We start from the raw sequence: 25,047 nt of genomic DNA, 5'->3' as shown, positions 1-25,047 counted from the left end.
AAATTATGAGAAATCTTTTTACACTTCTATTCACGTTTTATTACGTTTTTTCTTTTGGGCAATTAGAAAGAGGGTTTACTTATGTCCGTGATATTATTCCTGATTTAGAAGTAGAACTAAGATATTATACAGCAAATAATTTTGTAGGAACGTCCATTGAAGGATATGAATCAAATAGACTCATATTAACAATAGAAACAGCAAAAAAACTAAAGTTAGTTCATGAAGCGTTACAAGAGCAGAATTTATGTTTAAAAGTTTATGATGGTTATAGGCCGCAACGATCTGTAAATCATTTTATTCTTTGGGCCAAAGATCTAAATGATACTATTAATAAGCATATATTTTATCCAAAAGTAAAAAAGAAGCATTTATTTAGAGAACAATATATAGCTTCTAGGTCTGGTCATAGTAGGGGCAGTACCGTAGATTTAACTATAGTTGATGGAAATACTGGAGAGGTATTAGATATGGGAAGTCCTTATGACTTTTTTGGTCAAGAGTCCTGGGTGAATTATAGTAAAATTACCGATAAGCAAAAAGCTAACAGGCAATTACTGCAGACTGTTATGCTAAAACATGGTTTTAGAAATTATCCAAAAGAATGGTGGCACTTTACATTACGGGGAGAACCTTTTCCTAATACGTATTTTGATTTTCCTGTTAAATAAAAAACCTGTCTTTTTTAAAAACAGGTTTTAATTTTTTTGATGTATTAGTTATGCTATTCTTTATCAAGGTTTTTAGTCATATTAAAACCTACAAATAAACCAACACCAGCCATCAAAAATATACAGCTCACATATAGAGGTTCTTCATCTATAGCTGAATAACTTTCTAAAATGGCTGCAATTAAGGTTCCTAAACCTATACCCATTAATAACAACGATAAGTTTAGTATAAATACTTTCCAAATAGGCGCTGTATAACTTTTACTTTTGCCTTTAACAAAAATAGAGGCATCGGCTCCTTTTTCTATAAGCGCCAAACGTTCCTTATTACGTGTTGAAAAATATAAATAAAATACGCCGAAGATGGCTCCAAATATTATTGGTATTATAATTAATTCTGATCCCATAATTGTTTGTTTTTAATTGATTAATTTTAAACTGTTCATAGCTTATGACGACCCGTTCTTTATTTTGGTTACACTTTTATTAAAAAAATATTTTGTTGTTATTCGTGTAACCTTGACGAATGTATAGTCGTCTTATTTAAAAATGACCACCAGCGACCAACATTATATCAATCTAATTATTGATGGCGACACGAATGCTTTTGAAGTATTGGTGGAACGTTATAAAGATTTAGTATTTACTTTAACGTTGCGTATGCTAAAGAATAGGGAAGAAGCTGAAGAAGTCGCACAAGACACTTTTATAAAAGTATATAAATCGTTAAATAAGTTTAAAGGAGATGCTAAATTTTCGACTTGGATTTATAAAATAGCTTATAATACGAGTTTGGATAGATTAAAAAAAAATAAAAAACATTTTAATGATGTCGCTATTGACGAATTTACAGAGCATCAAGTAAAGACAATTGATAATGCATTAGATAATTTAGAAGATAAAGAACGAGAACAATCTATTAGAGATTGTATCGCTTTATTACCCGAAGATGATGCTTTTTTGCTAACTTTATATTATTTTGAAGAAGAATCTTTAGAAGAAATATCAAAAACTATTGGATTAAAACCTAATAATGTGAAGGTTAAATTATTTAGAAGCAGAAAAAAGTTGGCAACTATTTTAAAAGATCGATTGGAACCAGAAATAATTGAACATTATGAAAGAGAACGCAGATAAATATATAGATAACTTAGCAAAAAAAGTAATTAAAGAAACGCCTTTAGAGAGTCCGTCTTTTAATTTCACTGCTTCAGTAATGTCTCAGGTTACTGAATTGAGCAATAATACTGTTACAGTTTATAAACCTTTGATTTCTAAAACTGGATGGATTGTTATATCAATAGTGTTTTTTGCTCTAATTATATATATGCTTTTGGGTATGCAGGAAGAACCAGTGAGTTGGTTTGGTTCTTTAGATTTAAGTGTATTATCCGATAACAAAATAACAAATTTATTTTCAGGATTTTCAATTCCAAAAACACTTACTTATGCTGTTGTACTTTTTGGACTCATGTTTTGTATACAAATACCATTGTTAAAAAGCCATTTTAATCAAAGATTACAAAATTAAACCCTTGTAAAAGCAGTAACTATATTTTTATGTTCGGGAAATTTTGAAATAAGTGTGTCTCTTTCTGGAAGTTCAAAATCTTTAAAATCAAAACCAGGGGAAACCGTACACCCTACTAGAGAATATGGGTTTTTGTCAATAACTTCAGCAGCAAACCAATCTTTAGCTTTTACTACAAACTGAGGGTTCTGTCCATTTTCTATATCGTTCCCTATAACGGCGTTAGAGTATATACCATCATTAGAAATTATATGAAGTTTTATAGGTGACCCTTTATAAAAATGCCAAATTTCATCTTGCTTAATTCTATGGAATGCAGAGAATGATTCAGATGTTAAAAGAAAATAAATGGATGTCGCATAGTTTCGTTGTCCAGAAAAACCTTTACCAAGATTGTCTTCATTAATAAACCCGTTACTTCTATAAGTTTCTTTAAAATAACCACCTTCAGGATGTGGTTGTAATTCTAACTGATCTACGATTTTTTGAATAGTATTCATATTTGCTAAAGAGGTTTAATGTCCTTTTTTTGCTTGCTCTCTCATCTGTTTAATGGTTAAAGAACTTCCGTCATGACTCCACCCTGGAGGACCAAAGGCATACATAAACTTATGATATATATTGGAGGATTTTTTCATATCATTCCAAATATCTTTGTATTCATGGGTCAATATAATCAAAGGATTGTAAGAGTTTGGGGGCTTTGTAACGCCATAAGCTATATCTATATCGTCATCTAGTTCTTTCCATGTACCAAATAGTTTATCAAATAAATTTAAAAATCCACCATGATTTTTGTCCATATACTCTAAGTTTTTGGCATGATGTACTTGATGCATAGTATGAGTGTTAAATATTTTTTCAATAATTCCCATTTTTGGGATATATGTAGAATGTAATTGAAATTGCCAAAGCGCTTCAATTCCTAAGCAAACTATGACCATTTCTGGGGGGAAACCAATAACTGGTAACCACATATAAAATAGAGGTTTGTACAAAATAGTAAACCAGCCATTACGAACGGCAGTTCCAAGGTTGAAATTTTCAGAGGAATGATGTACAATATGGGCTGCCCATAAAAAACGTACCATATGATTTTGTCTGTGAAACCAGTAATATGTGAAATCATCCAAAAATTGACAAATTAACCAAACAGGCCAAGTGTAACCAAAAGATTGCCATCCCATAATATTTGTACGTACACCATCAACTATTGGATTAAACAATTCGTATAAATAGTTGAAAATTATAATAGCAGAAATGGTTTTTATTAATGGTGCTAAAACTACCGATCCAATTCCCATAGTTAGACTCGACATCAAATCTTTCCATTTATATAGGTCTTTATGGTTGTGTGTTTTACTATATGTAAGTTCTACTAAAATAAGACCTAAAAAACATGGAATACCGTAAACTAATGGATTTGTAAAATTCATCTACTTAAATTGAGAGAGATGTTCATAAAATTATAAAGTTTGTGTAACTTTATTTTGGCGAAGGTATTGTTTATATAACGGAATTCTTAATGAATTAGTACCAACGTTTCTTTTTCTTTTTTGAAGCTTCGCTTTTACGCCCCTTTTTATACTTACTACCTGCTTTTTTAGATTTATGAATGATAGGTTTTGCCTTTGGATCTAAAGGGTATGGGTGGTCTTCAATAACGTCTATTTGTATTTGGATAAGTTGCTGGATTGTTTTTACATAATTTTTTTCATCTGCAGAACAAAATGAATAGGAGGCGCCTGTATTGCCAGCTCTGGCTGTTCTTCCTATTCTATGTACATAAGTCTCTGGTACATTAGGCAAATCAAAATTTATAACAGCATCCAAATTATTAATATCAATACCACGGGCAGCAACATCGGTGGCAATTAAAATATTAACATTATTAGATTTAAAGTTTTTTAAAGCCTCTTGCCTTAAATTCTGGCTTTTATCACCATGAATACTATCAACTTTATAACCATTTTTCAATAATGTTTGTTCTAATTTTTCAACACCAAACTTAGTCCGTCTAAAAATAAGAATACTACCTTTTATAGTATTTCTCAATAAATGCAAACACAGCTCAATTTTATTACGCTTTGGCACATAATAAAGTACCTGGTTTATGTTTTTTGATGTTGATGAGTTTGGGGCTACTTCAACACGTTCTGGTATTTTTAAAATGGTATTGGCTAGCTGTTCTACTTTATAAGGAATGGTTGCGGAGAATAATAAGGTTTGTTTTTCTTTGGTACAAAGACGCTCAATTTTTTTTACATCATCAATAAAGCCCATATCCAACATTAAATCGGCTTCATCCAGTACTAAAGTTTCTACATAGTCTAGGTTCACAATGTCTTGTTTGTGTAAATCAAGCAAACGACCAGGAGTTGCAATTAAAATATCCACACCTTTTTTTAGAATATCTATTTGAGGCTCGATAGAAGTACCTCCATAAACGACTGTGGTTCTCAAGTTTGTGTAAGTGCTATAGTTTTTAAAGTTTTCTCCAATTTGTATAGCTAATTCGCGGGTTGGACTTACAATTAGGGCACGAATTTTTTTTCCTTTTTTTGATGCATCTTGTTTGTCAAATAACAATTGTAAAATAGGTAAAGCAAAAGAAGCTGTTTTTCCGGTGCCAGTTTGAGCAGAAACAATAACATCCTTTTTGTTTAAAACTAAAGGAATTGTTTTTTCTTGAACGAGTGTTGGTTCATCATAACCTGTTTCTGCAATAGCCCTTAAAATAGGCCTGTTTAATTGTAAGTCTTTAAATGACATATTTGAATTTTATGCCACAAAGATACGCCAAAATTAACTCTGCTATTTTAGGAACTTCTTTATTTTATCTCGTTTCCTTAAAGGTAAGGCCTTATTTGCTATAGCTAATTTAATTAATGCCTCATCTTTATTTTGTGAAAATAATAAATCAAAAAATTGCCATGTGGTTAAACTATTTTTCGCTTGTTCAATTAACTTAAAAGTATCCCCTCTTTTTACAAATCCCTCTTTTAGAATGCGTACATAGGTTCCAGGAAACCCATGTTCTATAAAATCTTTTAATACATTTTGAGTTCCAAACTTAATACCGAGTTTATAACAAGGCTCTCGAGGTTGTGTAACTTGAACTAAGGCCTCTCCAATTTCGTATATATCACCAATGTAAAGGTCTTTTTCGTTTAAACCAGAAACTGTAAGATTTTCACCGAACATACCATGATTCCAAGCTAAATTCGGATATAAATTTTTCCAGTAAGTATAATGCCCGTGAGAAAATATATAACAAGCTTTAAATTCACCGCCATGCACTTTCTTGTCTGATACTTCATCATTTGTAACACCTTCTTTTCCTAAGTAAATAGGTAGGTTTGTTGGTTTTTTATAGATGCCAGTAATAACTTCTTTCCCGTTCCAGATTAAGGAAGTAGGTTTAGCAATATTAGTAGAAAGGATTTTCATTTGTATAGCAATATTTTTTGATCAAAAATAATACAAAACTAACAAAGTAGTAAAACATAATTTATGTTTTACTTTTGTTATAGGAGCAAGATTGAAAATAAGCTTGTAAATTAAATTTCCTGTCTTCAAATTTCTCTTGTAGAATTTTAAAATGTTGAATTCTATCAATTCTGAAAGCGCGATAATCTTGTCGTAAGTGGCACCAGGCAATTAATATCCATTTGTGTTGCGAAGAATACATGGCGTAAGGTTCTATTTTTCTAAAGGAAACATTAGTTTCATTTACCTTGCAGTAATTAATTTCTATAAAATTGAAATTAGTAATAGCCAGTTGTACTTCGGAAAGCGCATTACTTGAAATATTTTCGTAAGTAGGATTGAAAATATGAATTTTACTTTGTAATAATTCACTTTTTTTCTGAATGGAAGTCCTAAAAACCGATTTAATTTTGATTAAAGCTTCATTAAAATCTTCAATAAAAGAAGTATCCTTTGTTTGATTTATTAAGTGCTGAGCAGTAATTAGAGCATTTGCTTGTTTTTCGGTAAATTGAACGGGGGCAACTGAATAGCCTTCCATTAAAGAATACCCTCTACCTTCAATAGTTGTAACAGGTACACCAGCTTCTTCAAGTTTCCTTATGTCTCTATATATGGTTCTTATGCTAACTTCAAATTTTTTAGCAAGTTCGCTGGCTGTTAAAAGACGTTTGGATTTTAACAGGGTTAATATGGCTATGAGTCTTGGTAATTGAGACATAATAACAAAGATAGTGAACCGCTATGCAATCCACTACCTCTTTTTTGATTGAATAAATTTTAGACTACTTTCGAAATCTACTTGCGATTACATCATTGAATGCAATGCAATTCTATTGCCTTCGGTATCTATAAACTGTGCTATAAATCCATTTTCTTCAATATTAGTTTTTGGCATGATTATTTTACCTCCATTAGATTCTACTCTGGAAAGCGGTAAACCTAAATCGTCTCCACCATTTAAGTAGATGGTAGCACCTTCTGTGGATGGCGTTTGACCTTCTCCTTCAATAATAGCACCTCCAACACCTTTATTTTCCATGTCGTATGAAAAAACGCCATATTTAATATTATCGTCTGGCATAGGATGGTCTATAATTTCTGTACCAATAACTGTAGCATAAAATTGTTTAGCTCTTTCGTAATCTTTTACTGGAATTTCAAACCAGTTAACTGCATTTTTCATTTTTTAAATTGATTTTAAATATTAAACTTAATGCAAATATATTTGAGCTTGTGTCATATTGTGTCAGGGGTGTTTTTTTATTGAAAAAATTAAGAAAAAACTAAATAAGTTTACTCAAATTTCAATTAACAGCTATTTTGATTATCGTTGGTTTGTTTTCTTTTTAATAAGATAAGTAGCTGCCTAATACTGCTTAAATGAGAAAGTAGAACAATGGGTACTATTACAGCTGGAAGCCACACAAAAGGGAAATAAGTCACCCCAATATTTGGCTGATAGAATGCTAATTTTTGTAAAGGGGTTTGCGCACTAAGGAAAGCTATTGTTAGAATATTTATAAGTAAACCTAAACAAATAATATTCCAAAATAAAAGACCTTTGTTTCCAACCCATTTTTTTACAAAAACCAAATAATAAATAATAGGAGCAGTAATACCGGAAAGGATATCAAAATTGTATCCATTAAAAGTCATAAGTTCGGGGATCAATCCTTCTAAATATATAAAATACAGAAAATATTCTACAGGAATCCTTATAATATGAAGTAGCGTTAACCACTTTAAATTAAACGAACTAATAACTTTTCTAACATGTCTATTTAGAAAAATAATGAGGACAAATAGTAGCCCTGGTCCTAGTAAGAAAAAAAATCTAGGAGGGAAAGCATCTGTGTTTCCATAAAACTTTGAGAGTCCTAGTACACTAACAATAAGCATCCAAATAATAATACCTAAGATGATTTTTTTATTTCTTGAGGCTTTAAATAAAAACCATAATGCAATAAATGTTGTTAGTATAAAGCCTATTATTAAAGAAGTAGATGTTTCTGCCATTTGATATTTTTTATGATATAAATTTCTATTATAATTCATAAAAATTACTTGACAAAAGGCAAGAAATATAATATCTATATTTTTCTCCGTAATCTACTTAAGGTACTATCTGTAATTCCTAAATAAGAAGCTATATACTTTAAGGGAGCATGTTGCAAGATTTGTGATTTTGAAGTCAATAAATTTTGGTAGCGTTCTTCGGCTGTTCTATTGATCATTCCATAATTACGTTTTTTTGAAGAAATAAACTCTTTGACTAAAATTGCACGTCCAAAATCCCGAAAAGCAGGCTTGTTATGAAAGAGCGAATTGAGTTCATCATAAGAGATTCTATATCCAAAACAATCTGTAATAGCTTGAATGTTGGCCTCTGAATTTACACGATTAAAAAAAGAAGTAACTTCAAAAACTATATTGTTTTCAGTAAAAAAATCGGTTGTTATTTCGTTGCCTTTTAAATTGAATAAAAAAGTACGCATTAACCCTTTTTCTAAATAAAAATAGTCATTGTTTATATTGTTTTCCCTAAGCAGAAAATCTCCTTTTTTTATTTGAATTGGATGAAATGAATTAGCAATTTCTTTGGCTTGGTCTCTTGTTACAGGGACAGTATCAAGAATAAAATTTATTAGCAAATCTCTTTTTTCCAGCATCTGTTGAAATTATAGCCAAATTTTAAAGTTTACGAATCTGTTTTAAGACCGAAATAAATTTATCTCAGTTAATTAATATTGTGTTAAGCGAAATTACAGTTTTTTTCGCGAATTACAGTTTCCGCTAAAACAAAACCACCTTGTTTTACAAAGTGGTTTTTATATATGTTGGATGTTGACGGGTTTTAGGAATTCAACCTATTAACTGATTAGAGATAAGCCTATAGGTATTAGCTTATAAGTTGAAAAACTAAAAAGGGATCAATTATAATGTTCACTTTTGTATTATGAGCAGAACCACTATTTTGTTTTTATTACTGCCTTTTTCTGCCAAAAAAAGTATGATATAGAAAGTAAAACTAAAGCCATAACTGGAGAAAAATAATCTGGAACAGGCGCATTAATCTCAGCTAAAAATGCTAGTAAAAAAAGAAAAAAGAAACCCGAATAACCCCATTCTTTTAGTAAGAGAAATGTGTTTAGCCAAATGGTAATTAATCCAAGACTTTTAGTAATCATTAATGGAGCAATCAGATAGCTAGGAAAGCCTATTTCTACAAATCTTTTGCTGAATTCAGGATTAAAGATACTGTTCCCAATTGTAGCCAACACCAGTAAGGTAAGCAAACCTGTAGTTACAAAATAAATAATATTCTTGGTTTTAGTACTCATTATTAACTTGTTAGAGTTTTTAAGGTTGTTTCTAATCTTTCGAAAGCAGAGCCCCATCCATTATAAAAGCCCATTTCTTCTTGTTGTTTGCAATATGCTTCGGTAGCATGAATGACTTTGAACACAAATTTTGTGTTTTCACCGTCGGCTTCAAAGTATGTTTGTAATTCTACATTTTCTGTCATAGGTTTAAAATCTGCTGAAGTGACAATTTTTTTTAGCGTGACAATTTCCTTGTAAATACCTTCAGAAATAAACTTATTTCCATCTGGCATTGGCATGGCATATTTCCATTTTCCACCAACTTTAAAATCATGTTCTATAACTTTAATGTCCATACCTTTTGGTGCCCACCATTTTAGAATGTGTTCCGATTGTGTCCAGGCATCCCAAACTAATTGTACAGGAGCATTAAATGTTTTTTCAATTGTTAAAGTTCTGTTTTTTAAATCACTCATTTTTATTATTTTTTGTTTGAATCTGATTAATATAATTTTCAAAGGAATCTATTCTATCTTCCCAAAGTTTATTGTATTGTTTTATCCACAAGAAAGCTGGAATAAGCTTTTTTGGTTGAATTAAGCATAAACGCTCTCTACCATTTTGGCTAAAATGTATGACGCCACATTCGTTTAATATTTTTAAATGTTTTGAAATTGCAGGTCTACTGATTTCAAATTTTTTTGCTACTTCATTCACAGTTAAAGTTTCAGCAGCAAGCAATTCAATTATATCTCTTCTAACAGGATCGGCAATAGCCTGAAAAATATCTCTTCTCATAAAATACGTAACTGATTAGTTACAAATATATATGTAATCATTCGGTTACGCAAATTTTTTTGATAAGAAATGCTGATTTTTTTTTTAGTGTAGATATTGAACTCGTTTAAACTTTTTCTATTTCCTAAAAAATGGCCGAAATTTACCCGTATTTTGTTACTTTTCTTATGCGTAGCTCTGCTATGCCTTGCAAAAAGTGCCTCATCTGAATAAATTTCATCTCATTTTCGGTTAAAAACAAAAAGTTTAAACAAGTTCATTGATAAAGGATGGTAGTTAAGGCTAAAACAACACCTTTTTAATGAGGTTGTTTTTTTCTGAGTGCTTTTTTAACAGGTCGTGTTATTAGTTATTGTTTGAAGTGTTTTTACAACCAAAAAACAACGCTAATTAACGTGAGTTTCGATATGTTATAATCTTATAATTAGTTCTTTAAATATTTTAGTAGAGAACCTATGTCATTCCGAATGCTACGGAGAGTAAAATATATTTTACTTGAACGTATATAGCGTAGCTATTGAGGAGGAATCTCATCCTTATGAGATGTCTCGAAAGTTTATCTTGAGTACTTCTGACTGCGCTCAGCATAAACTAAAGTGAAAGGCTCATGCTTCGCTTAGTCGACATGACAAAACACAGTTTGTCAGTAATGTCTATTGAAATTTATATCGAGTTCACGTTAATTAGGGATAAGTAGAAAAAAATATGAGTAACAATTTATGTAAATAAACAAGGCTAAATTTTGCAAGATACTATAGGTAGGTTAATTTATTTCAATTAAGATGTGATGCAAATTATAAAGTGTTGAATGATTAATTACTCCAAAGGATTATCAATCATTCAACACAATAAAGTTATCAAGTGTGAAAAATAAGAAAAGCTATTTGGTTGATTATAAGTTTGTTTATTTTTTTCTTACGCTACCTGAAGAGCTATTGCTTTTATCAACTTTTTCAGGATTTCCATAATATTTAATATCACCACCACTAGTCGCTTTTGCAGTAAGTTCTTTAGATGTATTTACAGTAATATCTGCGCCACTGGTTGCTTTTACATGACTGGATTCTGCAATTAAATCTCCAGCTTTAATATCACTACCGCTAGTAGCTTCTGCAACAAGTTTTACTGTCTTTCCAGATAATCGTAAATCACTACCGCTTGTAGATTTACAATTTAATACAGATGTATTTACTTCAAGTTTCATATCGCTACCACTTGTTGATTTAAGTTCTAAATTTTCTGTTGTTATAACATTTGTGGCATATACATCACTTCCGCTAGTAGATATAATACTTGAAATGTCTTTAAAGCTTACTTTAACCTTTTTTGAGGTAGCTCTACCAATACTTTCTCTAGTGTGTATTTTTAAAGTGTTATTAACTACTTCTACTATAATAAGATCTTGTAGATTTTCATCAGCTTCAACGAAGATACTTTCGTCATCGCTTTGTGTTAAATAGACATCTAAACCTTCAGTGGCTTTAATCGTTGAAAACGGTTTGTTGATTATTATTTCTTCAGTTATAACCTTTCCATTTCCACTAACTCCAGTATTGAAATTCATATCGAAGTTGCATGAAAAAAGCATTAAACTTAAAATGGTTGCTAAAATAAATTTAATTAATGTTGTCATAATTATTCGTTTTTTGATTGATGATTCTTTTGTTATTCAAATATCCAAATAAACATTGTTGATTAGCAATTTAACTGTCTGAATTGTTTATTTTTACTGATGAGTTGTTATCATCTTTTGATTTTATATTGATGCCATCTGTATCTATTTTAACTTCAATAGTATCGTCTTCTCCAGAAATGCCTTTCCCGTTTACTTTTATACTAACATCTTCATCTTTTATCTCTAAACCATTGTTATCTAATTTAAGACTAGATTCATCATCATGAATATCAATATCTATTGGGTTAGACTCTTCTACAGGACAATCTAAGCATGTAATACCGTCATCCGTGATTTGTAGATAATGACCGGCATCTCCTGGAGTTACAATATTTCCACTATGATTCCAATGATTTAAAAATGACTTTGTGGTACTATCAAAATAAACAACACTTCCTACTGGTAAATAGATAAAAATAACGACCTCCTGATCACTAAATTTATTTTCAACTGGTGTCGTTAAATAAGAATCCAATGATAACTCATTTCTATTAAAGGCATAGTTATAATTTATGTTTTTAGCACGTTCAATGGCTTTTTCGTAATGACTAGCATCAGCACTTTTGTCAATACTTATTTTTGCTAAAGAATCGGTAGTAGATTTAACTATAACTCGAATGTCTGACCTATAAATAGTTTTTTCTCCATTTTCGTTATTTAATACTTTAAACGAACTGTTTCTATAATGTCTGTTTATCATATATAAATCACTATCTACCATCTTAACTTTTAGTGTATCATTTGCAGTTATATTTAATTCCTGTTTTACAATAACACTTTCATCAATGGTGTGTTCGCTTGCTTGTCTTATACCTATAACAACTAGACCAATGGTGGATATTAACCACAATCCTAGCAAAGTGAATTTAGCAATATTACCAATTGATTTTAGGTTGTTTACAAGTATTTTTAATCCTAAATAGAATAGGAAAAAGAAAGGAATTCCAACTGTGAAAAAGATGAATAAAGATACTAACCATACAGGTGTATTTCCAGCATTGACGACATCTACAAGATCAAGGTCAGGAATGTGAATAAAATTTACAACGCTTAATGAAAATAAAGCAATTATGAGCGATATGATTGTTATTGCTCCCGTAAATATTAGTATAATCCCAATAAATTTAGCAAATACTTTAAAGAAAAACATAATCACTTCTCCAAGTGTATCGAAAAATGTTTTAGAACTTGATTTGATCTTGTTTCCTTGTTTTGTGAAATCTACATTTTTGGCTGCATTTGAAACAGAATCTGAAACATTTTTAGCAGCAGCCCCAACCGAATCGGTGACATTTTTAGCGACATCTGTTACGTTTTCAAAGCCGTCTTTAATTTTTTTTTCAATGTTGCTAATGTTAACAGGTTCTCCTGTCATCATTATTTTCTCTGCGGTAGTTTTTGCTTCGGGCACTAATACCCACAATAAAATATATAGAAAAATACCAGTACCAGCTCCAAGGATCAGGATAATCCAAGCCAAACGAATCCAGATAACATCAATGCCAAAGTAATGTGCTAATCCGGAAGAAACCCCACTAATATAGGAGTTGTCTGTATCTCTGAATAACTTTTTAGGTCGAGATGTTTTATGTTTATGAGACGATTGAGGTTCATCTTCAAAAATTTCATCATCAACCAAATAATCTTCTGGTTGTCCCATGATAGAAATAACTTCATCGACTTCCTTAATACGTATAACTTCTTTATTATTTTGTACACGCTCATTAAAAAGCTCTGCAATACGTGCCTCAATATCTGATATGATCTCTGAGCGACCTTGAGAATCTGTAAATGAACGTTTTATAGCCTCAAGATAGCGTTGTAATTTTAAGTATGCATCTTCATCGATATGAAAAAATATACCTGCTAAATTTATGTTGACAGTTTTATTCATTTTTTTGTTGTTTTTTGGCTTGTTACTATGTTTACTGCGTTTTGTAATTCACTCCAAGTAGTGTTTAATTCTTTAAGAAACAGCTTTCCGGTTTCTGTTAATCCATAATACTTCCTTGGCGGTCCAGAGGTCGATTCTTCCCATCTGTAGTTTAAAAGTCCTGCATTTTTAAGTCGAGTTAGTAAAGGATAAATTGTCCCTTCTACTACAAGCAACTTAGCGTCTTTGAGAGTGCCTAAAATCTCTGCCACATAGGCATCGTCGTCTTTTAAGACAGAAAGTATGCAAAATTCTAACACTCCTTTACGCATTTGTGCTTTTGTGTTTTCTATCTTCATATTCTAAAGCGTTTTAATATTATGAAACTGTTCATTTTTTGATTGATTATGATTGATTGTATTGATGAAATACTGAAACAAATTCAGCACGTTTTATTTTAAAAAGTTAATGGTTAATGGATACTTATAAAGTTCGCCATCTCTAGCCTTTAAGCTTGCATTAATAATGAAAACAAGCTCCAGTATAAAGCCCAAAATTGCTAAAACACCTAAACCTCCACCAATATAAAGTAAAGGAGAGGGCTTACCAATATTGATATGGAAATCATGAAACCCATGAAAATCTATAAAGTCAATACCATTAAATATTTTAAAAATAAAAAATGGAATCGTTAAGGTTCCTAAAATAAGTGCATATAATAAAATGCTAATTTGAAAATTAATAGCTTGTTTACCGTGCGCATCTACAAATTCTGATTTTTCTTTATTTGTAACCCAAAGAATAATAGGGCCAATAAAATTTCCAAAAGGAATAATAAACCTGCAAAAGGTTGATAGGTGAATACATGTAGCGATGTTTTTTTGGTGATTATCTAGCATGATTTTAAAACGTATAATAGTTTCTTATACAAATATATGTCTAAAAGAAGGTATTATGTTACGCATAGTACTAAAATTTAACGAAATATTAACATTTATAAATCACTAATTATTTTATAACTTAGTAAAAAATAAACCTTTTATAATGAGTATAACGCCCAGAAAACTAAACACTTTCATAATTTTTAAATTGCCTGCTGCTTATTTCTGTGGGGTTAGAACAAAATATATAGACAATACAAAGTGTATTGTAACAGTAAGGTACAAATGGATAAATCAGAATCCATTCAAGTCAATGTTTTGGGCGGTACAAGGTATGGCAGCAGAATTTTCGACTGGGGCTTTAGTCATTTCTAAAATTAAAGAATCAGGTAAACGCATTTCAATGTTGGTGACTTCTAATAAAGCCACTTTTACAAAAAAAGCAAAAGGAAGAATAACATTTACTTGTAACGATGGTAACCTTATAGACGATACTCTTAAAAAAGCAATAGAAACAGGGGAAGGTCAAACTATTTGGGTGAAATCTATTGGTGTAAATGAAGAAGGTGTTGAAGTTTCTACTTTTAATTTTGAGTGGAGTATAAAGGTAAAGGAATAGTTTTTAGTGTTCAGTGATCAGTGAGCAGTTGTATTTAGTTTTTCTCCGTGAGACTCTGTGAAAGCTTTGAGAAACTCTGTGAAATAACTACTAATCTTTGATTGAAATTTTAAAAATAATGTAACAAATCTTTAAACAAATCAACTTATAACCGAATTAATTAAAAAAATAAAAATGACAGCACACGAAATTGATTACAGAATATATGGGGAAGAGATGCAATATGTAGAAATTGAACTTGACCCAGAAGAAGGAGTCATAGCCGAGGCAGGCAGTTTTATGATGATGGATGATGGTATAAAAATGGAAACTATCTTTGGTGATGGTTCTCAAAAAGATTCAGGGTTTTTAGGCAAAATATTAGGGGCAGGAAAACGTATTCTTACGGGGGAGAGCTTATTTATGACCGCTTTTTATAATAACTTGGTAGGTAAACGAAATGTGTCTTTTGCTTCACCATATCCAGGAAAAATTTTACCAATAGATTTAACAGGATTTGGAGGAAAATTTATTTGTCAAAAAGATGCCTTTTTATGTGCTGCTAAGGGCGTAAGTGTGGGTATAGAATTTTCGAAAAAACTAGGGAGAGGTTTGTTTGGCGGCGAAGGTTTTATTATGCAAAAACTGGAGGGTGATGGTATGGCATTTATTCATGCTGGAGGTACCATGGCTAAAAAAGAATTGCAAATAGGAGAAACATTAAAAGTTGATACGGGCTGTATTGTTGGTTTTACACAAGGTGTAGATTACGATATAGAATTTGTTGGAGGTATTAAAAATACCATTTTTGGAGGTGAAGGACTATTTTTTGCAAAACTACAGGGACCAGGCACTGTTTATATCCAATCATTACCATTTAGTAGGTTGGCTGGGCGTGTTTTAGCATCTGCTCCAAGGGGTGGAGGTAAAAACAAAGGCGAAGGTAGTATTTTAGGTGGTATAGGTGATTTACTAGATGGTGATAATAGTTTTTAAAATGTTAAATTTACTTTAAACGGAAACAACTTATGTAATTTTTCATTAAATTTAAAGTTCATTAACAAAAATGATATAACCTATTAAAAAAATCTACTTTTTTACAAACCTAAACCTTATAACACATATTATGGCAAGAGCAATGCTAGAGTATACTAAAACTGTGCTAAATAAAGTCAGTTTTGATACAACCTTGTTTTGCAAAGAAGTACAAAAGGCACTACAGCGTTTACTGCCTTATGAGATAGAAGAGCTTAAAATATATATTCTTTCTCTTGTACAGCAAAACCCAGAATTAGATCAATGTTTAATCTATTTAAAAGCATAAAAAAACAAAACTATACGGACTCTTATAAAGTAGTATGGTTAAACAACAATTTAAATAAAAGGAGCTCGATATAATATATCGGACTCCTTTTTTTGAAGATAAATAGACATATACAATACGATATCATTCATTCAATTCCATAATAAAACTGAAGGTGTTACCTTTTTGATTGCTTACAGAACCTTTCGCTGTTGTTGATAACTTGACAGAAATAACCACGATTATCGCAAATGGTACCTGATATTCGGCGACATGCCTCCTCGAACTCAATCGAAGGGCTCTGCCCTCAGCTTGACAATGATTTAAACATTTAATAAAAAGTGACAATGGTTTGTAATTATTTGAGATTAATTTCTTACAGTTATTTCGTTTTAATTACGTATTTTTCAATCCTGAGTTTGTGTTTTTTAAGACTCTTATTTCTAACCTTAGTAAAATTATATGAAGTTGATAATATTCGATATTGATGGAACTATTTTAGATTCTGTAAATGCAGACGATTGGTGTTTTGTACAAACGTTTAAAGATTTGTTTCAAATAGACTTAGCGAATGTAAACTGGAACGATTTTAAAAATGTTACAGATCAAGGTATTACCGAAGAAATCTTTGAAAGGTGGTTTAAAAGGATGCCAGAAAAACAAGAAGTAGAAATTATAAAAAGGCATTATAAAAACCTGTTAAAGGAAAAAACTAATGAATTTACAGAAATCGATAAAGCCTTATCTTTTATAGAATTGCTTGCAGATAGTCTCGATTTCGAAATAGGTTTTGCTACGGGGGGATGGCAAGAAACGGCCAGGTTAAAATGTAGTTCGGTAGGATTTAACTTAAATAATTTTATTTTTAAATCGTCCAGTCATCATTATAACCGAGCTAAAATTATTGAACTTGTAATAAAAGAAGCAATGGATAAAAATAAGAATGTACAATACGAATCCATTCTATATTTTGGCGATGGGCTTTGGGATTTAAAAGCAACTAAAGAACTCGGAATTGATTTTATTGGGGTAGATTTTAATGAAAATAACAAATTACGTAATGCTGGGGTTAAAAAAGTCATCAAGAATTACGTAGATCCAGATAAAGTAATGAATTTAATTCAAGAAAGTATACAGGTTGATTAGAACAGCCTCCACTTTTTTAATGAATTTTGTTGTTGGAATCCAGTTTTGATCGCCGCGGCGGACGTTTATGTTTGAGTATGAATTTTGCTCATTTTACTTTAAAATACCTAACAGTTTTTATACTTATCGTTTAAGCCTACGTTTTGTAAAATCATAGGAGTTATTTTTTCTAAACGGGTTTGTTTAGTAGTTTTCCGTTTTGCACTATCAATATAGTCACAATATTCTCTTTGTTTATAGGGAGATAAAGTGTCAAAGCTATTTTTTAAATCCTTATTTTTTGTAAATAAATCTTTTAATTCTTTAGAAACAACTATTGTTTTTTTACTGCGATCTGGTTTTATTTCTTTACCTAATTTTTGATTTTCAATAGCCTCGTAAACATAAGCCAAGATAATATGTTTGTCAATTTCCGAAATAGATTTAAAACGCATTTGTCTTAACGCCTTCGTTTTATTTTCTTGTGCATTTACAAGCAAATTATGCTCATCTTTTAGAAATACACCATTAAAAAACCAAATACCAAAATGATTTTTAAAAGCACTTAAACCTAAAACATTCTTATTATTTAAAGTATATACAGGCGCATTCCATTTTATGGTTTCAATACACTCCGTAGTGTTAATGATATCTCGTAATAGGGTCAATGCTTCACTAAAATGAGGATGTTCTTCAATATATTCTTCAACGGAATAGATTTTTTTCATTTTGCTATTTTAAAAACTTGTTGATTGTACATAAACTACGTCTAGTAACTAAGTTAATAAAAAAAAGCTACTCGTTAAAGTAGCTTAGTTATAGTAAGGAATAATATTTTTACTAGTTTTCACGAAGAAAGGTATTTATCTCTATAGCTACATCTTCCCAAGTTTTACTAACCCCATCTGGTCCCTTATGTAAATCAAAACAAGCCTTGTTAATTGATTCTAAAGCATCTAAAGCATTCCAATCTTTAAGATTCATAGTACCAGTCATATTTACCCGTCTGGCATCTGTTATATGAACCTCTAATGGTAAATCATTAGTGACACCATTCATTGTTATGGAGGCAACACATGCATCATTAACATATTTAATAGTCCCTTTTAAAAACTCAGTATCTAACATAGCTCCAAAGAAAAACTCTTTTAATTTTGCATCACGGCTTTCATCTTTTGTAAATAGGCTACTAACTGGAATTGAAAAGCTTAAATTATTTAAAGCTTCTTGAGGCGTAGCACCTGCTTTATTTTCAAACTTTAAAACAGAAAACTCGCCACCAACACCTTTTTTTTCAGTGGTTTTGTAAGCTGTCCATTTTACAGATGTTGCTTCAGGTTTAATTACAAATTTTTCTGTTGCTTCTACTTGGGTGGGAGTATCCGTCTTAGTTTCTTTTTTTTCTTGTTTGCAAGACGTTGTCCCTATAGAAATAAGGACTAATAAAGCGATTATTCTTTTCATTTTTTTGATTTTTTTGTGACGTGAAATTAAGCTAATAAAAATCGAATTGCAAATATTCACTATGACATATATCATATTTTTAAACCCCTACATACTATACTTTTGAAATATAAAAGTTAGGTATGTTAAATTCATTAGTAAATAAGTATAATATTGCTGGGCCTCGCTATACGAGTTATCCAACTGTTCCTTACTGGAATAATGAGACGTTTTCTTTAAAAAAATGGAAGACATCTTTAATAGAATCCTTTAAAGAAAGTAATTCAGAGGAGGGCATAAGTCTTTATATTCATTTACCATATTGCGAGAGTTTGTGTACGTTTTGTGGCTGTAATAAGCGCATTACAAAACAACACAGTGTGGAATCTCCTTATATAAAAGCTGTTCTAAAAGAATGGGATTTATATTTAGAGTTATTCGATGAAAAACCAATAATTAAAGAATTGCATTTGGGAGGAGGTACACCAACCTTTTTTAGCCCTGAAAATTTACAGCAATTAATTAATGGGATTATAAGACGGTCTATACTTGCAAATAATTATGAATTTAGTTTTGAAGGACATCCAAATAATACCACTCGAGAACATTTACAAGCCCTTTATGATGTTGGATTTAGGCGTGTAAGTTATGGTGTGCAGGATTATAATGAAACGGTACAGAAAGCGATACACAGAATTCAACCTTTTGAAAATGTAAAACGAGCTACGGATATGGCCAGAGATATTGGTTATACCTCAATTGGACATGATATTATTTTTGGGTTACCGTTTCAAACATTAGAACATGTAAAAGAAACCATTTTAAAAACCAAAACATTATTACCAGATAGGTTGGCATTTTATAGTTATGCGCATGTGCCATGGATTAAAGGCAATGGGCAACGAGGATTTAACGATTCCGATTTACCTGCTGCTGAATTAAAAAGACAGCAATACGAATTAGGTAAGCAATTGCTTTCCGAAGTTGGTTATAGCGAAATTGGTATGGACCATTTTGCCTTAACTACAGATTCACTTTACAAGTCTATGACAAATGGTGATTTACATAGGAATTTCATGGGGTATACAGCTTCAAAAACTCAGGCTATGATTGGGTTAGGCGTATCGTCAATTAGTGATAGTTGGTATGGGTTTGCTCAAAATGTTAAAGGTATAGAAACTTATTATGATTTATTAAAAGATAATATTTTACCAGTATATAGAGGACATATTCTTAGTGAAGAAGATTTAATTATAAGGAAGCATATTCTTAATTTAATGTGTCGTTTTAAAACGGCGTGGACTCAAGATAACCTTTATTTTAGTAAATTGCCAGAAGTTATTGTCCGATTAAAAGAAATGGAAACAGACGGATTACTCAATGTAAGTCCAAATACCATTGAGGTAACTAAAAAAGGACAGCCATTTGTTAGAAACATTTGTATGGCTTTCGATTTATTACTGCAAAGAAAACAACCAAATACTCAATTGTTTTCAATGACAGTTTAACCTAAAGATACCTTGGTACTTGGCAACAAGATGTATATTAATATTAACTTTCCCAGTTAAATGGGAGCCTAAATCAAGAAAATTATGAAGAAGATTATCGTTCCAATAGATTTTTCTGAACATTCAGAATATGCTTTAAATACTGCAGCAAAATTAGCTAAAGAGAACAATGCTGAATTATTGGCGTTACATATGTTAGAAATGTCTGAAGTCATGCTTACAGCAGGAGGAGAAGAACCTCAAAAAGTAATTTATTTTTTAAAATTGGCAGAACAAAGGTTTGAAGATTTTCTTAAAAAAGATTACCTAAAAGACATTAAAGTAACACCAATTGTTAAGCACTTTAAAGTGTTTAGCGAAGTTAATGAAATTGCGAAAAAATATGATGCCGATCTTATTGTAATGGGGTCTCATGGAGCTAGTGGTGTTAAGGAGTTTTTTATAGGCTCTAATACAGAGCGTGTGGTTAGAAATGCAGATATTCCGGTATTAGTGGTAAAAGACCATGTACCTCAAGTAAATTTTGAAATCGTCGCTTATGCATGTGATTTTTCGGAAGATTCTATAGAAGCTTATTTGAATGCAGTTAAAATATTTGAAGAAATAGGCTCTAAGATGTATTTGGTTTATGTGAATTTACCAAATGATAAATTTAGAAACTCTTTAGAAATTGAAAAACTTGCTGTTAATTTCTTTACTAAAGCAGAAGGGAATTTAAATAGAATGGACGATGTTTATTATACTTCAGATTATACGGTTGAGGACGGTATTTTAAGTTCTTCAATTAAAATAGGAGCAGACCTGATTGCCATTCCGACACATGGGAGAAAAGGCTTATCACATTTTTTTCAGGGCAGTGTGGGGGAAGATGTTGCCAATCATTCAACATTACCGGTTATCACATTTAAAATTTAAGTTAATTAGTAGTTCTTACATTACATTTTTTGAGAATAGACGGTCTAAAGTAAGTACTTTAGGCCGTCTGTTGTTTTATTGGAAGAATTTTATACAGAAATAATAGATGATTTGTAACGATTTGCATTGATCTTGCTACTTTTTATATATGATGTGTAATTATATTTTAAGATTTTATTGTTTGTTTTCTTGTATATAAAATCAGGAGAGCTATTAAATAATGTCTTTGTATTTGATTCTTATTTTTTGTCGTCAGCTACCATAGCTATTATTCTTAAAGGAGCACCAGTGCCTCCTTCAATTTTCATAGGCAAGGCAATTATTTCAAACCCGCTTAAAGGTAATTTGTCTAGGTTAGTGAGGTTTTCAAAAACAGGAATACTTTCTTTAAGAAGTATAATATGGCTTTTGAAGTATTCCGATTGACCATAATCAATACTAGGAGTATCAATACCTATAGATTTAACATTACGATTCTTAACTAACCATTCAGCAGCTTCTGGCGAAAGCCCAGGGAAGTGTAATAGCTTTATAGCGTCTTTACCCCGTTTGTCTGTTCCTAAGTATTTAATTTTATCTGGATAATATTTTGAAAAACCAGTTTGTAATAAAACAATACTTCCATCAGGAATTTTTGTTCCCTGACTTATTTCCCATGCCTTAAGATCTTCTATACTTACCAAATAGTCTGGGTTGTTGATGGCTTTTGAATATATATCAATCTTAACGGCATTCCCAATTAAGTTTTCAAGAGGGATTTCTTCTACTGTTTGTCCGTCTTTTACAAAATGAATTGGCGCATCTATATGTGTGCCACCGTGTTCTGCAGTACAAAAATTATTGGCTGAATAAAAGTAACCTTTGTCTGTTTGTCCTTTAGAAACAGTATCTAATTTAAATTCCTGTGAAGTAACCCAATAAATGGTTTTATCAGAATAGGAATGCGATAGATCTATGATCTTTTTTTGGACGGGCTCAGGTTGTTGTGATGTAGCATCAGATTTCTCCGTAGAATTGGGTTTGCTATTACAGGCGGCTAAGGTTAAAAGTAATAATAAGTAAAAAGTGGATGTTTTCATTTTTCTATAGTTATTAGTGACGAATTAATTATTTAAGGTTTAATTGTTATTCAAAAATTTATCAAATGCTGTTTTACTTTCATTTATTAAGTATTTTTCTGCTAATGGAATTAGGGCATCTGGTCCTTTATTGACCCATTTTATAAGGTTTTCATCATTCCCTTTTGCTTCTAATGCAAGCCAAACAGCAACAGGTAATGCGCCCCATTTTTTCTTCATAGAGCCTCTGGATAGATTTGTATGCAAACGGTTTTCTTCTTCGCTTGTAAAGTTTGATTTTGTGGATACTTCAATGATTCTTTCAGTAAATATCGGGTATAGAACCTTAAAAGTGTTTTTTGATGTTTCTGACAAAGAATCCTTAATAGGGAACCATTTAGGAGACATTGAACGATACATTCCAAATCCTTCGGTTATACATTCCCAAAAAATACGATCTTTAAAGGTGTTGATTTCTAATTTGTTTTTTTTTGCCCATTGTTTATGAAGTAAATGAGTGAATTCGTGTGCAAAGAAGCGATCAATGCGATTATCATTTACTGTATCTTTAGCAGACCCATAGGAGTTATATAAGGCATTTACATCTAGGCAAATGGTTTTATTTTGAAAGGTAAAAGCATCATCTCCACCGTGATAACCTAGAAGTATAAAAATAGTATCCTGAAGTTTTATATTTTGAAAGGGGACTTTTAGTGAATCTCTAAATGCATTCCATCTTTTTGTTTTAGATTCAATGAGTTTTAACCAGTCTTGTTCTTCTTTGGTAATATGTTTGATGATTTTGGATATGGAATCAAGTTCAGAGGTACTTTTTCTTTTTAATAAGGCAGCTTTCCATTCACTTGAAATTTTATTGGAATCAATTCCAATTTTCACCTTAATTATTCGACCATCTTCATTTTTAATATTTGAAACTTTTATTTTTTCTTTTTTATCGCATCCAAATATTACGCATGTTATCATTAAATAAAATAAAACTACTCTCATTGGTTAATGTTTTCAGTTAACTGAAAATATTTAATTTTTTAATAATGGCTTTTCTCTATTTAACACAGGTTTTATGTAATATAATCTGATAATCAGTTTAATAAAGGAGCTATGCCATTCCGAATGCTACGGAAAGTAAAAAGTATTTTATTTGAACGTATATAGCATAGCTATTGATGAGCCTACCCGCCGGAAGGCAGGGAATCTCATTCTTCTGAGATGTCTCGTTGCTCATGTTTTGCTCAGTCGACATGACAAAATACTGTTCATCAAAAACATAAGGACTATTCACTTTTTGAAATTTACATAGAAACTCACGTTATTTAAAATTATATTTAATAGTTGACCTTTAGTTAATTGTTTTTTTGCTTAGCACTACAGTTTTATATAACTTAGGTTTTACTTTCCTAAAAGTAATTAAAAATTAAGAAATATGCCAGAGAGTAGGTTATAGTATTTTCAAAATAAGCCTATGTAATTATTTTTATTTGGTATTGAAAAAACGTTTTTTATTTTCAGTTTGTATTTTTTCCTTTATAAAAGAGGCTGTCTAAAAAGTGTCATTCTGAATATTACCGAGAAACAAAATATATTTTGTTTCGAAGGTATCAGCGAAGCTGTGAAGAATCTCTTTAAAATATATGACTCTGATTATGAGTAAAATAAGATTCTTCGCGTTGCTCTGAATGACACTTTTCAGACAGCCTCTTTTGTTTTGAGAGTATTTAATAACAATTTTTTAGGCTATATAAACGGAAAGTTTATTTTAGGAAATTATCGGCTAGATCCTGAGTTAATGCTACCATAGTCATAGTTGGATTCCAAGAACCACTTGCAGGCCACAGAGCACCTCCAGTAACATATACATTTTCAACACCGTTTGGTTTGTAATCTAAACCGACGACACCTTCATCATCTTTCCCTATCCAAAGCGTGGAGCCTTCATGTACTAAGCCTCCAACTCTTCTTTGAGCAATTGGCGGATGGTCTTTTTTCCAAGTGCCTTTATCGGGTTCACCATGCCAATATTCAACATTTTGAGGTCCTTTAGGAGATAATGCTTTTTCTAACATTTGAAAAGTCCCTTCATCCATCGTGTCCCATGTTTGTAAATCGGTTTGGCTTGCAATTGCCTGTAAATCCACATTCGTGGTAGGGTTCATTTGGTCATTCAGTTTAAAGTAATTTTCAGGATTCCTAAAATCAATTTCTCCCAAAACGGCGCAGACAAATACTAAATGATCTTTCGAGCTTTGAAGTTGTGCCATGGATGCTGTGGCTACAACATCGGGCATATAACGTGCTGCTTTTTCGGCATTTTTCATCGGGTTTTTATCTGATAAAATAGAAAGCTGGACATGGTATTGCATACCACTTTCTTTATTTGCTCCTGCCATATATATGGCACCTAATTCCAGTTCGTTTAATTGATTTGCGAAGTCATAATCTTTTCGAGGAACACGAGCAACAACAGATGTAATAAAATGTGCTGTAAAACGATCGCCAGCCTTTTTTACCTGAGGGAATGAGTTCATAATCAATGTTGTTGGAGGTAAAGTGCCCATAGCTAAAATTAATTTAGCGTCACCAATGTTTACAACACCCCGAGAGGTATCTAGTGCTGTTGCTACTCCATCCTGTTGATAGATTTTATTTACGATACAGTCACCAGCAATTTTTAGAGGGCTGCCTAAATTTTTTGAACTCAAATTTGCCTGTTTATTGGTCTCAAAAATAGTTAAAACTATGCACTTTAGTGCATGTCGCTTTAGCTTCTAAAAATTTCTACCTTTGTAGTATGTCGGAACAACGATCAAATGGACACAGTGTATCTCGCTTATTAGT

30 protein-coding genes are annotated in these 25,047 nt (G+C 31.3%); 9 read left to right on the top strand and 21 right to left on the bottom strand.

Going from position 1 to position 25,047, the window contains the following annotated elements:
* Positions 1–5 precede the first annotated feature (5 nt).
* Positions 6–671, top strand: a complete 666-nt coding sequence (locus EM932_RS18995; RefSeq protein WP_135878791.1) for a M15 family metallopeptidase — start codon at positions 6–8, stop codon at positions 669–671.
* A 53-nt stretch (positions 672–724) separates the two neighbouring features.
* Here the strand turns inward: EM932_RS18995 and EM932_RS18990 are convergent, their stop codons facing one another.
* A complete protein-coding gene (locus tag EM932_RS18990) occupies positions 725–1,078 on the bottom strand; it encodes a DUF6249 domain-containing protein (protein ID WP_135878790.1) in 354 nt (117 codons plus the stop codon).
* 142 nt (positions 1,079–1,220) lie between these two features.
* Between EM932_RS18990 and EM932_RS18985 the strand changes: the two genes are divergently transcribed.
* Positions 1,221–1,808: an RNA polymerase sigma factor gene (locus tag EM932_RS18985; protein ID WP_135878789.1), complete on the top strand. Its 588-nt coding sequence runs from the start codon at positions 1,221–1,223 to the stop codon at positions 1,806–1,808.
* Positions 1,789–2,202 carry a hypothetical protein gene (locus EM932_RS18980; protein WP_135878788.1) on the top strand — a complete coding sequence of 138 codons (414 nt, stop codon included), beginning with the start codon at positions 1,789–1,791 and terminating at the stop codon, positions 2,200–2,202. The genes EM932_RS18985 and EM932_RS18980 overlap by 20 nt, the downstream gene beginning before the upstream one ends.
* On the opposite strand, the gene EM932_RS18975 is transcribed toward EM932_RS18980, so the two are convergent.
* From EM932_RS18975 to EM932_RS18905, 15 genes are all read right to left on the bottom strand, one after another.
* Entirely contained in the window at positions 2,199–2,702 is a 504-nt protein-coding gene (locus tag EM932_RS18975; protein WP_135878787.1) for a cupin domain-containing protein, read from the bottom strand. The two genes, EM932_RS18980 and EM932_RS18975, sit on opposite strands and share 4 nt — an antisense overlap.
* 15 nt (positions 2,703–2,717) lie before the next feature.
* Positions 2,718–3,638 (bottom strand): sterol desaturase family protein, encoded by a 921-nt coding sequence (locus EM932_RS18970; protein ID WP_135878786.1) that lies wholly within the window; start codon positions 3,636–3,638, stop codon positions 2,718–2,720.
* Positions 3,639–3,732: 94 nt separating this feature from the next.
* On the bottom strand, positions 3,733–4,974 hold the full coding sequence (locus tag EM932_RS18965) for a DEAD/DEAH box helicase (RefSeq protein ID WP_135878785.1): 1,242 nt from the start codon (positions 4,972–4,974) through the stop codon (positions 3,733–3,735).
* A gap of 42 nt (positions 4,975–5,016) precedes the next feature.
* Positions 5,017–5,652, bottom strand: coding sequence for an MOSC domain-containing protein (locus EM932_RS18960; protein ID WP_135878784.1), 636 nt, complete (start codon positions 5,650–5,652; stop codon positions 5,017–5,019).
* Positions 5,653–5,713: 61 nt separating this feature from the next.
* On the bottom strand, positions 5,714–6,412 hold the full coding sequence (locus EM932_RS18955) for a helix-turn-helix transcriptional regulator (protein ID WP_135878783.1): 699 nt from the start codon (positions 6,410–6,412) through the stop codon (positions 5,714–5,716).
* 87 nt (positions 6,413–6,499) lie between these two features.
* Positions 6,500–6,877 (bottom strand): VOC family protein, encoded by a 378-nt coding sequence (locus EM932_RS18950; RefSeq protein WP_135878782.1) that lies wholly within the window; start codon positions 6,875–6,877, stop codon positions 6,500–6,502.
* A gap of 125 nt (positions 6,878–7,002) precedes the next feature.
* On the bottom strand, positions 7,003–7,710 hold the full coding sequence (locus EM932_RS18945; protein WP_135878781.1) for a hypothetical protein: 708 nt from the start codon (positions 7,708–7,710) through the stop codon (positions 7,003–7,005).
* Positions 7,711–7,784: 74 nt separating this feature from the next.
* Positions 7,785–8,363: a Crp/Fnr family transcriptional regulator gene (locus EM932_RS18940; RefSeq protein ID WP_135878780.1), complete on the bottom strand. Its 579-nt coding sequence runs from the start codon at positions 8,361–8,363 to the stop codon at positions 7,785–7,787.
* A gap of 300 nt (positions 8,364–8,663) precedes the next feature.
* Entirely contained in the window at positions 8,664–9,035 is a 372-nt protein-coding gene (locus tag EM932_RS18935; RefSeq protein ID WP_170179850.1) for a DoxX family protein, read from the bottom strand.
* Positions 9,036–9,037: 2 nt separating this feature from the next.
* A complete protein-coding gene (locus EM932_RS18930) occupies positions 9,038–9,493 on the bottom strand; it encodes an SRPBCC domain-containing protein (RefSeq protein WP_135878778.1) in 456 nt (151 codons plus the stop codon).
* Complete coding sequence (locus EM932_RS18925) at positions 9,486–9,815, bottom strand: ArsR/SmtB family transcription factor (RefSeq protein WP_135878777.1); 330 nt, start codon at positions 9,813–9,815, stop codon at positions 9,486–9,488. The genes EM932_RS18930 and EM932_RS18925 overlap by 8 nt, the downstream gene beginning before the upstream one ends.
* 904 nt (positions 9,816–10,719) lie before the next feature.
* Positions 10,720–11,448: a head GIN domain-containing protein gene (locus tag EM932_RS18920; protein WP_135878776.1), complete on the bottom strand. Its 729-nt coding sequence runs from the start codon at positions 11,446–11,448 to the stop codon at positions 10,720–10,722.
* 70 nt (positions 11,449–11,518) lie between these two features.
* The gene (locus tag EM932_RS18915) at positions 11,519–13,384 is read right to left on the bottom strand and encodes a PspC domain-containing protein (RefSeq protein WP_135878775.1); all 1,866 of its coding nucleotides are present in this window, start codon (positions 13,382–13,384) and stop codon (positions 11,519–11,521) included.
* A complete protein-coding gene (locus EM932_RS18910; protein ID WP_135878774.1) occupies positions 13,381–13,722 on the bottom strand; it encodes a PadR family transcriptional regulator in 342 nt (113 codons plus the stop codon). The genes EM932_RS18915 and EM932_RS18910 overlap by 4 nt, the downstream gene beginning before the upstream one ends.
* Before the next feature lie 93 nt (positions 13,723–13,815).
* Positions 13,816–14,262, bottom strand: coding sequence for a DUF4870 domain-containing protein (locus EM932_RS18905; protein WP_135878773.1), 447 nt, complete (start codon positions 14,260–14,262; stop codon positions 13,816–13,818).
* A 145-nt stretch (positions 14,263–14,407) separates the two neighbouring features.
* On the opposite strand from EM932_RS18905, the gene EM932_RS18900 reads away from it, so the two are divergent.
* The 4 genes from EM932_RS18900 to EM932_RS18885 all read left to right on the top strand — a co-directional run bounded on the left by EM932_RS18900 (position 14,408) and on the right by EM932_RS18885 (position 17,291).
* Positions 14,408–14,863, top strand: a complete 456-nt coding sequence (locus EM932_RS18900; RefSeq protein ID WP_135878772.1) for a DUF4442 domain-containing protein — start codon at positions 14,408–14,410, stop codon at positions 14,861–14,863.
* 174 nt (positions 14,864–15,037) lie between these two features.
* Positions 15,038–15,838: a TIGR00266 family protein gene (locus EM932_RS18895; RefSeq protein ID WP_135878771.1), complete on the top strand. Its 801-nt coding sequence runs from the start codon at positions 15,038–15,040 to the stop codon at positions 15,836–15,838.
* A 130-nt stretch (positions 15,839–15,968) separates the two neighbouring features.
* Complete coding sequence (locus EM932_RS18890) at positions 15,969–16,166, top strand: hypothetical protein (protein ID WP_135878770.1); 198 nt, start codon at positions 15,969–15,971, stop codon at positions 16,164–16,166.
* Between the two features lie 441 nt (positions 16,167–16,607).
* Positions 16,608–17,291 carry an HAD family hydrolase gene (locus EM932_RS18885; RefSeq protein WP_135878769.1) on the top strand — a complete coding sequence of 228 codons (684 nt, stop codon included), beginning with the start codon at positions 16,608–16,610 and terminating at the stop codon, positions 17,289–17,291.
* A gap of 107 nt (positions 17,292–17,398) precedes the next feature.
* Here the strand turns inward: EM932_RS18885 and EM932_RS18880 are convergent, their stop codons facing one another.
* Together EM932_RS18880 and EM932_RS18875 are read right to left on the bottom strand one after the other, a co-directional pair.
* Positions 17,399–17,998: a YdeI/OmpD-associated family protein gene (locus EM932_RS18880; RefSeq protein WP_135878768.1), complete on the bottom strand. Its 600-nt coding sequence runs from the start codon at positions 17,996–17,998 to the stop codon at positions 17,399–17,401.
* Positions 17,999–18,110: 112 nt separating this feature from the next.
* Positions 18,111–18,734, bottom strand: coding sequence for a YceI family protein (locus EM932_RS18875; protein ID WP_135878767.1), 624 nt, complete (start codon positions 18,732–18,734; stop codon positions 18,111–18,113).
* A gap of 122 nt (positions 18,735–18,856) precedes the next feature.
* Between EM932_RS18875 and hemN the strand changes: the two genes are divergently transcribed.
* Together hemN and EM932_RS18865 are read left to right on the top strand one after the other, a co-directional pair.
* Positions 18,857–20,221, top strand: a complete 1,365-nt coding sequence (gene hemN, locus EM932_RS18870) for an oxygen-independent coproporphyrinogen III oxidase (RefSeq protein WP_135878766.1) — start codon at positions 18,857–18,859, stop codon at positions 20,219–20,221.
* Positions 20,222–20,305: 84 nt separating this feature from the next.
* A complete protein-coding gene (locus EM932_RS18865) occupies positions 20,306–21,136 on the top strand; it encodes a universal stress protein (protein ID WP_135878765.1) in 831 nt (276 codons plus the stop codon).
* 239 nt (positions 21,137–21,375) lie between these two features.
* Here EM932_RS18865 and EM932_RS18860 read toward each other — a convergent pair whose 3' ends face one another.
* The 3 genes from EM932_RS18860 to EM932_RS18850 form a co-directional block, all read right to left on the bottom strand.
* On the bottom strand, positions 21,376–22,215 hold the full coding sequence (locus EM932_RS18860) for a cyclase family protein (protein WP_135878764.1): 840 nt from the start codon (positions 22,213–22,215) through the stop codon (positions 21,376–21,378).
* Between the two features lie 39 nt (positions 22,216–22,254).
* Positions 22,255–23,202 (bottom strand): DUF5700 domain-containing putative Zn-dependent protease, encoded by a 948-nt coding sequence (locus EM932_RS18855; RefSeq protein WP_135878763.1) that lies wholly within the window; start codon positions 23,200–23,202, stop codon positions 22,255–22,257.
* A gap of 761 nt (positions 23,203–23,963) precedes the next feature.
* Positions 23,964–24,911 carry a GMC oxidoreductase gene (locus EM932_RS18850; RefSeq protein ID WP_246041149.1) on the bottom strand — a complete coding sequence of 316 codons (948 nt, stop codon included), beginning with the start codon at positions 24,909–24,911 and terminating at the stop codon, positions 23,964–23,966.
* Positions 24,912–25,047 lie beyond the last annotated feature (136 nt).

Origin of the sequence: Flavivirga rizhaonensis, assembly GCF_004791695.1 — a bacterium.
In the GTDB taxonomy this organism is placed as follows: Bacteria; Bacteroidota; Bacteroidia; order Flavobacteriales; family Flavobacteriaceae; genus Flavivirga; species Flavivirga rizhaonensis.
Note: the sequence above shows the minus strand (reverse complement) of the source record. Positions and strands in the feature narration are given on the sequence as shown.

Coding starts and splice junctions, on each gene's coding strand:
- EM932_RS18930 (WP_135878778.1), bottom strand. CDS start 9,493: ATGAGTGATTTAAAAAACAGAACTTTAACAATTGAAAAAACATTTAAT.
- EM932_RS18905 (WP_135878773.1), bottom strand. CDS start 14,262: ATGCTAGATAATCACCAAAAAAACATCGCTACATGTATTCACCTATCA.
- EM932_RS18990 (WP_135878790.1), bottom strand. CDS start 1,078: ATGGGATCAGAATTAATTATAATACCAATAATATTTGGAGCCATCTTC.
- EM932_RS18950 (WP_135878782.1), bottom strand. CDS start 6,877: ATGAAAAATGCAGTTAACTGGTTTGAAATTCCAGTAAAAGATTACGAA.
- EM932_RS18915 (WP_135878775.1), bottom strand. CDS start 13,384: ATGAATAAAACTGTCAACATAAATTTAGCAGGTATATTTTTTCATATC.
- EM932_RS18860 (WP_135878764.1), bottom strand. CDS start 22,215: ATGAAAACATCCACTTTTTACTTATTATTACTTTTAACCTTAGCCGCC.
- hemN (WP_135878766.1), top strand. CDS start 18,857: ATGTTAAATTCATTAGTAAATAAGTATAATATTGCTGGGCCTCGCTAT.
- EM932_RS18920 (WP_135878776.1), bottom strand. CDS start 11,448: ATGACAACATTAATTAAATTTATTTTAGCAACCATTTTAAGTTTAATG.
- EM932_RS18965 (WP_135878785.1), bottom strand. CDS start 4,974: ATGTCATTTAAAGACTTACAATTAAACAGGCCTATTTTAAGGGCTATT.
- EM932_RS18935 (WP_170179850.1), bottom strand. CDS start 9,035: ATGAGTACTAAAACCAAGAATATTATTTATTTTGTAACTACAGGTTTG.
- EM932_RS18980 (WP_135878788.1), top strand. CDS start 1,789: ATGAAAGAGAACGCAGATAAATATATAGATAACTTAGCAAAAAAAGTA.
- EM932_RS18880 (WP_135878768.1), bottom strand. CDS start 17,998: ATGAAAAAAATCTATTCCGTTGAAGAATATATTGAAGAACATCCTCAT.
- EM932_RS18955 (WP_135878783.1), bottom strand. CDS start 6,412: ATGTCTCAATTACCAAGACTCATAGCCATATTAACCCTGTTAAAATCC.
- EM932_RS18940 (WP_135878780.1), bottom strand. CDS start 8,363: ATGCTGGAAAAAAGAGATTTGCTAATAAATTTTATTCTTGATACTGTC.
- EM932_RS18945 (WP_135878781.1), bottom strand. CDS start 7,710: ATGGCAGAAACATCTACTTCTTTAATAATAGGCTTTATACTAACAACA.
- EM932_RS18975 (WP_135878787.1), bottom strand. CDS start 2,702: ATGAATACTATTCAAAAAATCGTAGATCAGTTAGAATTACAACCACAT.
- EM932_RS18910 (WP_135878774.1), bottom strand. CDS start 13,722: ATGAAGATAGAAAACACAAAAGCACAAATGCGTAAAGGAGTGTTAGAA.
- EM932_RS18900 (WP_135878772.1), top strand. CDS start 14,408: ATGAGTATAACGCCCAGAAAACTAAACACTTTCATAATTTTTAAATTG.
- EM932_RS18885 (WP_135878769.1), top strand. CDS start 16,608: ATGAAGTTGATAATATTCGATATTGATGGAACTATTTTAGATTCTGTA.
- EM932_RS18970 (WP_135878786.1), bottom strand. CDS start 3,638: ATGAATTTTACAAATCCATTAGTTTACGGTATTCCATGTTTTTTAGGT.
- EM932_RS18985 (WP_135878789.1), top strand. CDS start 1,221: ATGACCACCAGCGACCAACATTATATCAATCTAATTATTGATGGCGAC.
- EM932_RS18875 (WP_135878767.1), bottom strand. CDS start 18,734: ATGAAAAGAATAATCGCTTTATTAGTCCTTATTTCTATAGGGACAACG.
- EM932_RS18855 (WP_135878763.1), bottom strand. CDS start 23,202: ATGAGAGTAGTTTTATTTTATTTAATGATAACATGCGTAATATTTGGA.
- EM932_RS18960 (WP_135878784.1), bottom strand. CDS start 5,652: ATGAAAATCCTTTCTACTAATATTGCTAAACCTACTTCCTTAATCTGG.
- EM932_RS18925 (WP_135878777.1), bottom strand. CDS start 9,815: ATGAGAAGAGATATTTTTCAGGCTATTGCCGATCCTGTTAGAAGAGAT.
- EM932_RS18995 (WP_135878791.1), top strand. CDS start 6: ATGAGAAATCTTTTTACACTTCTATTCACGTTTTATTACGTTTTTTCT.
- EM932_RS18895 (WP_135878771.1), top strand. CDS start 15,038: ATGACAGCACACGAAATTGATTACAGAATATATGGGGAAGAGATGCAA.
- EM932_RS18865 (WP_135878765.1), top strand. CDS start 20,306: ATGAAGAAGATTATCGTTCCAATAGATTTTTCTGAACATTCAGAATAT.
- EM932_RS18890 (WP_135878770.1), top strand. CDS start 15,969: ATGGCAAGAGCAATGCTAGAGTATACTAAAACTGTGCTAAATAAAGTC.